Origin of the sequence: Mesorhizobium argentiipisi (SeqCode), from assembly GCF_037179585.1 — a bacterium.
Taxonomy (GTDB): domain Bacteria; phylum Pseudomonadota; class Alphaproteobacteria; order Rhizobiales; family Rhizobiaceae; genus Mesorhizobium; species Mesorhizobium argentiipisi.
Genome location: NZ_JAPYKO010000041.1, coordinates 21,007 through 27,006, shown reverse-complemented (window position 1 = coordinate 27,006; position 6,000 = coordinate 21,007). Strand labels below are relative to the sequence as shown.

The 6,000-nt window shown below is 64.2% G+C and carries 7 protein-coding genes; 3 read left to right on the top strand and 4 right to left on the bottom strand.

Annotated elements, in window-relative coordinates; all coding sequences use genetic code 11:
• Positions 1-238 precede the first annotated feature (238 nt).
• Complete coding sequence (locus tag O7A05_RS31600; protein WP_337097220.1) at positions 239-592, top strand: cupin domain-containing protein; 354 nt, start codon at positions 239-241, stop codon at positions 590-592.
• 126 nt (positions 593-718) lie between these two features.
• Here the strand turns inward: O7A05_RS31600 and O7A05_RS31595 are convergent, their stop codons facing one another.
• Entirely contained in the window at positions 719-2,719 is a 2,001-nt protein-coding gene (locus tag O7A05_RS31595; protein WP_415927083.1) for an acyltransferase family protein, read from the bottom strand.
• Positions 2,720-3,012: 293 nt separating this feature from the next.
• Positions 3,013-3,234, bottom strand: a complete 222-nt coding sequence (locus tag O7A05_RS31590) for a hypothetical protein (protein ID WP_337097218.1) — start codon at positions 3,232-3,234, stop codon at positions 3,013-3,015.
• 250 nt (positions 3,235-3,484) lie between these two features.
• Between O7A05_RS31590 and O7A05_RS31585 the strand changes: the two genes are divergently transcribed.
• Positions 3,485-4,417 (top strand): hypothetical protein, encoded by a 933-nt coding sequence (locus tag O7A05_RS31585; protein ID WP_337097217.1) that lies wholly within the window; start codon positions 3,485-3,487, stop codon positions 4,415-4,417.
• Here O7A05_RS31585 and O7A05_RS31580 read toward each other — a convergent pair.
• Complete coding sequence (locus O7A05_RS31580; RefSeq protein WP_337097215.1) at positions 4,414-4,839, bottom strand: hypothetical protein; 426 nt, start codon at positions 4,837-4,839, stop codon at positions 4,414-4,416. The two genes, O7A05_RS31585 and O7A05_RS31580, sit on opposite strands and share 4 nt — an antisense overlap.
• A gap of 301 nt (positions 4,840-5,140) precedes the next feature.
• Here O7A05_RS31580 and O7A05_RS31575 point away from each other — a divergent pair, with 301 nt between their 5' ends.
• The gene (locus O7A05_RS31575) at positions 5,141-5,509 is read left to right on the top strand and encodes a hypothetical protein (protein WP_337097213.1); all 369 of its coding nucleotides are present in this window, start codon (positions 5,141-5,143) and stop codon (positions 5,507-5,509) included.
• A 25-nt stretch (positions 5,510-5,534) separates the two neighbouring features.
• Here O7A05_RS31575 and O7A05_RS31570 read toward each other — a convergent pair whose 3' ends face one another.
• The gene (locus tag O7A05_RS31570) at positions 5,535-5,762 is read right to left on the bottom strand and encodes a hypothetical protein (RefSeq protein WP_337097212.1); all 228 of its coding nucleotides are present in this window, start codon (positions 5,760-5,762) and stop codon (positions 5,535-5,537) included.
• Positions 5,763-6,000 lie beyond the last annotated feature (238 nt).

Below are 6,000 nucleotides of genomic sequence, written 5' to 3'. Positions count from 1 at the left end.
CTCAGCCGCCCTTGGCAACCCTGCGCCAGAATCTCCATGCCTTGCGACATCGTTGGCGCGAGCCACCACGAAAGCGCAAGTTTCAAGCCATGCCAAAGCTATCTTAGCGCATATGCCCACAAGGGGGCGTGCGGACTAGGGAGAATAGCGCGTCGCGCAATGTCGCAGCATCGCTCGCGCGCCCTTGGCGCCATCGGCTATGCCACATCTGACGTAATCTCAACCACAGGAGCCCTCCATGACCAAGAAAACCATTCTCAAATTTGGCCCCGTCGAGCATGCCGATGGCGGCGACCTGCCGGGCTGGATCGCGGTCGAGGGTTCCCCCACCATGCAGACGGCGGTCCAGCACACCACCGAGGACGGCAAGGTGATGTCCGGCACCTGGCGCGCGTCGCCCGGCACCTATCATGCAACCTACACCGACTATGAATTCGTCCACATGATCGCCGGCCGCATCATCATCACGCCCGACGGGGGCGATCCGGTAGAGGTCGGCCCCGGCGATGCTTTCGTGGTCGAGGCCGATTTCAAAGGGACGTGGAAGATCCTCGAGCCGGTGACGAAGCATTTTGTCGTTGTGGTGGATTGAGGGCTGGTAGTCCCCACCTCGAGGGGAGATGTCGCCGAAGGCGACAGAGGGGGGTCGCTGCGCGTGAAGCGCCAGCGCGGTCGTCCGGGCCAAGCCCCGAGCATGACGAAGGAGTGGGCGGCGCCGCTACCGCCCCACTTTCGAAATCACCCTTTTCTCCACCTCCGGCTCCAGCGATTCCGCGAAGGGCGTCGCCATATGGTGCTGGTCGCGGAAGGCGAGCTTGCCGTCGATGAAGACGTGGCAGGTGGTGGCGTCGCAGAAGCGATCGGTGAGGTCGATGTAGGAAGCGTTGGGGATGCTGGTCACGATCTCGCGTTCCACCCTGGCCATCTTGTCGTTGGCGGCATAGGCCCGCGTCTGGTCGCAGCGCGAGGGCGTTTCGCTCCGCCAAAGCGCCCGCGCCACGCAGGTGTCGACATTCGCGTTGTTGAACGGCACGTCGCGGATGAAGGCGACCTTGAGGCCTGCTTGGCTCAGGCTGGTGAGAGTGGAGCGCAGGCCGGTCCGCCAATCGGCGTCCTGGCTGTCCGTGTCGCCTCCGCCGCCCGCCATCTTGCGTCCGCTGGTCAGCGCCAGCTCCGAGATGACCACCAGCGCCGGCCTTGCCCCGATGATCTCCTTGATCGCCTGCTCGCGCCAGCGGTCGCACTCCGAGTAGGCGCGCTTGAGCTCGGACGACCAGACGCTGATGCGCGAGGCGCGGCAGGAATTCTTCAGCCAGGTCACCACCCGGTAACCGTTTTTTCGGCCCGCCTCGATCAGCGGCGTCGACCAGTGGTCGGCGTGGGAATCACCGAACAGAGCGATGGTGCGTCTGCCGTCGCCAAACACACAAGGGGTCGGCGTCACCGTCTCATAGTCCTGTACGCAGCCCGCCCTGGCGCGGGCCGTGGAAGGTTCCGCGGCACTCGCCGCGATGATGCGCTGCTCCGGATCGAGGTCGTGCACGGCGAACCTCGCATTGCCGTAGGCGGCTGCGACGCCGGTGCCGGTCAGGAGGAGGGCCGGCACCAGCGCCCGCGCCGCATTGGCCATCAGCCAGCCGCTGCGACGGATCGGGTTCTCGATGAGGTGGTAGCTGAGGATGGACAGCGCGAGCGTCCGCGCAAGGCAGTAGAGCCGCTCGGCGGATGTCAGCTCCGGGGCCAGCATGCCGGCATAGACAATGACCGGCCAATGCCACAGATAAAGCGAATAGGAGAGCCTGCCGATCCATTGCAAAGGCGGCAGCGCCAGGGCGGCGTTCACGCAGTTCCGTTTTGAATTGCGCAAACGAGGAGTGCCGTCCCTGGCGCCGGCCGCTCCCGCCTTGAGCAGAAGGACCGTACCGACCACAGGCAGAAGCGCCAGAAAGCCGGGGAAGGGAGCGTCCTCGCTGAAGGTGAGATAAGCGACCCCGATCATCGCCAGTCCGGCCAGGCTCAACGCCCGCCCCAGCCGCGGGCGCTCCTGTAATAGCCGCGCCGGCACCATCGATGCGAGGCCGCCGGCGGCAAATTCCCATGCGCGCAGCGGCGAAAAGTAGAAGGCCCAAGGCTGCGACCCGCTCGTCAGCCAGGCGCAGAGAACAAAGGAAGCGAGGCCGACAGCGGCGATCGCGACCACGATGGCGCGCTTGCCGGGCTTCATCCAGGCGGCCAGCATCAGCAGCGCCGGCCAGGCCAGATAGAATTGCTCCTCGACCGACAGCGACCAGTAGTGGATGAATGGATTGCTCGTGGCGTCATTGGCGAAGTAGTCGAACGACCAGCGGATCAGCCACAGATTGATCATATACGCCGAGGCGAACATCGCGCCCTTGGAGTAGAGCGCCTGCTCCTCCGGCGACAGGATGATCGCGCCCGCGGCAAGCGTTGCGGCGATGACGAAAAGCGCCGCCGGCAGCAGCCGCCGCGCGCGCCGCGCATAAAAACGCAACAGATCAAGCCGGCCGGTGTCGGAGATCTCGGCGACGAGATGGCGGGTGATCAGATAGCCCGAGATGACGAAGAAGATGTCGACCCCGGCAAAGCCGCCGGGCAGCACGGTCAGGCCGAAATGGAAGGCGACCACGCCCGCCACGGCCAGCGCCCGTAACCCTTCTATGTCGGGTCGGAAATCCTGCGCCGATGCTGACACGAACACGAACCTCGCAACGTTCGTTCGTATCCCGCCTTGGGGAAGACTTGCGCCTGCCGGCCCATATCGCAATGCAACAAATTTAACGCAGTGCAACATAAGGGGAGGACGAGGGGGCAGATGACCGGCGCCGCGCCGGCCAAGCCCAGCCCTCAGGCTGGCCGCGCGGCTGTTGGTTCGGCCCTCCGGCCGTTTCCCGACAATCCCGGAGGTGAGCCGGCTATGAGGCCACCGGAATGGCTACCTTTGTCTTACGCGGTTGTGGACCAAAACCGTCGAGCGCGGTTTCCGGAATTGCTCTAGAAGTGAAGGTCCAGCGGCTGCGGATAGGCTTGGCCTGGATCGGCGTTCTTCGACGTCAGGCCCGCCGAGGGCACGATGCCGCCGGTGGCCGACTCATCGAGCAGCGGCCGACTTTTCTCGTGGCAGGTCTTTGTCTCGGTCAGCGGTTTCTTTGTTTTGGCCTCGGCGGCTTGCGACAGCGCAAGCGCCACGACGAGAGCGGATAGAACGAGTTTCATGAGCTCCCCTGTATTTATCCCGAATGCATTCATCCCGAAGCGAACCCTAGCGCCGGTCGCCAGGTCGCAAAGACGGCGCGCGTGGAAGGCTGTGGAATTCTTTGGATTTCCTGTGATATTAGAAAAGGAAAATAAGCGTAGCGGCAATGGAGATGTTTGCCGGCGTGCTGAATGAAATCGTGGGCAATTCGTCTATTCCCGCCAAACGCCGAGATGCTCTGGCGGCTGAAGGCGTCGAGGGGCTTGTGGCATGGCGCAGCACATCGCGCAAAAATTAAGGCTGACTTCGGCCTTGCTGGGTACGGTGACCCGCAAGGATCTCGCGGCGGCGTTCCGCGCCGTCAATCCCAGAACGGCATTCGATATCGGCCGCGCCGACAAGTGGCTGCAGGGTCGGGCTCATCCGCGCGAGCTCAGCGTCTACGAGGACTGGGCAAAGCTGCTGCAGCTGGAGCAGCCCGGCGTGTGGATCGCTGAAAGCGATCTGCCGAGCTTCACCGCCGCCGTCTGCGCCCGTCACGGTATGGACCGGGGCGCGCTCGAACGGCTCGCCGCGCAGCAGTTCGAGGCAGCCTCCGCGCATGACGACCGCGCCCAGAGCATTGCGCTGATCGGAAGCTATGCCTGCTATTCGCGCGCCTGGTCGCCCTACTATCGCGGTCAGCTTATCAAGGGCAGCCTGTCGATCGAAGTGGGACCGGGCGTGCACGGCCTCACCGCCCGTTACCGCGAGGCCTTGCCGACCGGCCAGCTCGTTCTGGGCGGCCCCGTGACGCCCGCGAAGCGCGGCCTGTACGTCCATGTAAGGGAGGTCGGCGGCGACGCCCAGTTCTTCTTCAGCCTGTTCCCCCAGTCACAGCCGGGCAGCGTGCTCGGCGGCTATATGTGCGGCACAGCCATCATCGGCCCGGAGGCGCAGCCCTCGTTCACCAGAATCCTCATGGTGCGCCTGCGCGATCCGGTGCCCGGCGCCCCCGCATGGGGAGGATATCTGCTTCCGCAGGGATCGATCGCAGCCGACCTGGCGGCGCTCGGCATTGCTTTCGAGCATCCGGAGGCTGTCGACCGGCTGGTCGGCCGCTTCCTCGGAGCCGACGAAGGCGACGTCGGCCAGATCCCGCCGGCCGAGTTCCGCGCTATTCTTGACGTGTTCGACCGCCACTGGCTGCGGCACGCCGGCTAACCCGGGACCGTCGTTCTTTGACGAGAACCCGTTCGCGCCGCGTGCTGCGGGCCTGAAACCTGGGCAAAGGAGTCACTCACGAAGGCAGCCTGCGAGAATCCGGTGCTGTCGAAGCGTGAGAAGCTGTCGAGCGTCGTGGCAATCCAGGGCTCGGGCCCGATCTGACGCTTCGCCCCCCAATTGGCTGACGCGCCGATCGGCTCGCCGGCCAAATTTTTTCCCCTCTCGTCGCCTGACTCTCGTCGCTTGACGCGGAGGACGCGAAGCATAATTGCTGTCCTGATCTTATCGTCGACCGGGTCGAGACAGCCGATGAAGAAGCCATATTGCAAACCAACGCTAGCCAGACGCGACAGGCTTTCGGCGGCGACTGCGGCCTTGCCGTCCTCCGGCTTCACATTCTGAGATTTTTCAGAACGCACAAGCAGGCTCGATTCGTTTAAGCGAGCTGTTCTTAAGCTGGAAGCGTTGCCCGGCCAGGAGCGGGCGGTACACTTCGAAGGTGCCCGCCCGTCCGGCGCCGCCGCCAAGCTGCTGAAACCCCGTCCGTCCCCAACAGCAACGGTCATGGCGTGACCAGTGGTTGCGCATTGCCATTCGGGCGGTGTCCTGTCAACGCTGCCGGCGACCGGCTCGGGCGGGACTTTTTGGCCGCCTTTTGGTGCCCGAAGCATGCCTTGCAGCCATGCCGGGGCCCCGTCAAGAAGCTCTGAAACGGCGGAATTGCGGGCTTTTGCGATGGCCCCATGCCGCCGCATCTATACGCTTATCCGCCTGAATAAGCTGATTTTTCGCCGGCCGGCTTTCCCCTTCGACCCCGACTTTTTTTGGGCGCAATTCGGCAGCGCAGCATCGGCGCCGGCGACGACGGGTTCCCTCGAAAGCGGCATCCGGCGCATCGGTGAGCCGTTTCATGATCCGCTCATGAAAGATGTGATAGAATGTCGCCAGCGAATGGGGGAAGTTGCGATGACCAATCGGTTGTTCGAGGTTCTTGCCAGACGGCGGTCATGGCTGGATCGGGTCCCATTGGGGCTGCTTGTCTTCCTTGCGACCTTGGTTGCAGCGCTGATGGGCGGCGCCGGCGCCTAAGCGCCATGGAGCAAAAGCGGTCGCGCTATTTCCTTTTTCCGATCGCCTTGAATTCGAAGATAGCGGGCCTGAGCCTCATCGGCCGCGGCCGCTCGGTGAGGTCGACCACACGCACCCACCTGTCGGCGCCGGCGCGCAAGGTGACTTTCTGGCCAAGCGCCTTCTCAGCCGCCTCGAAAGGTGTCTTGGCTTCTGTCGAATGGACCGCGACGACGGTTTCGCCGTCTATCTCCTCGACGCGATAGGTTTTCATGCGCGTATCCAGGGTGCCCGCCGTTCGCCTCTCGCGCGGCATTTTTATATTAGAAATCGCGCATACGGCGCAAGGTCGGATTGTCGTCTCGGCGAACCGGCTCTGGTTCAGCACTCTCTGGCAGAGGGTGCGCCGTAGCCGCGCGGGGCCGGTTCCGTTGCAGGCCTGGCAGGAAACCCGTTGTCCAGGGCAATTGTCGCGCAATGCGCCAGCGAGACAGCACGTGCCGTTCGACGCG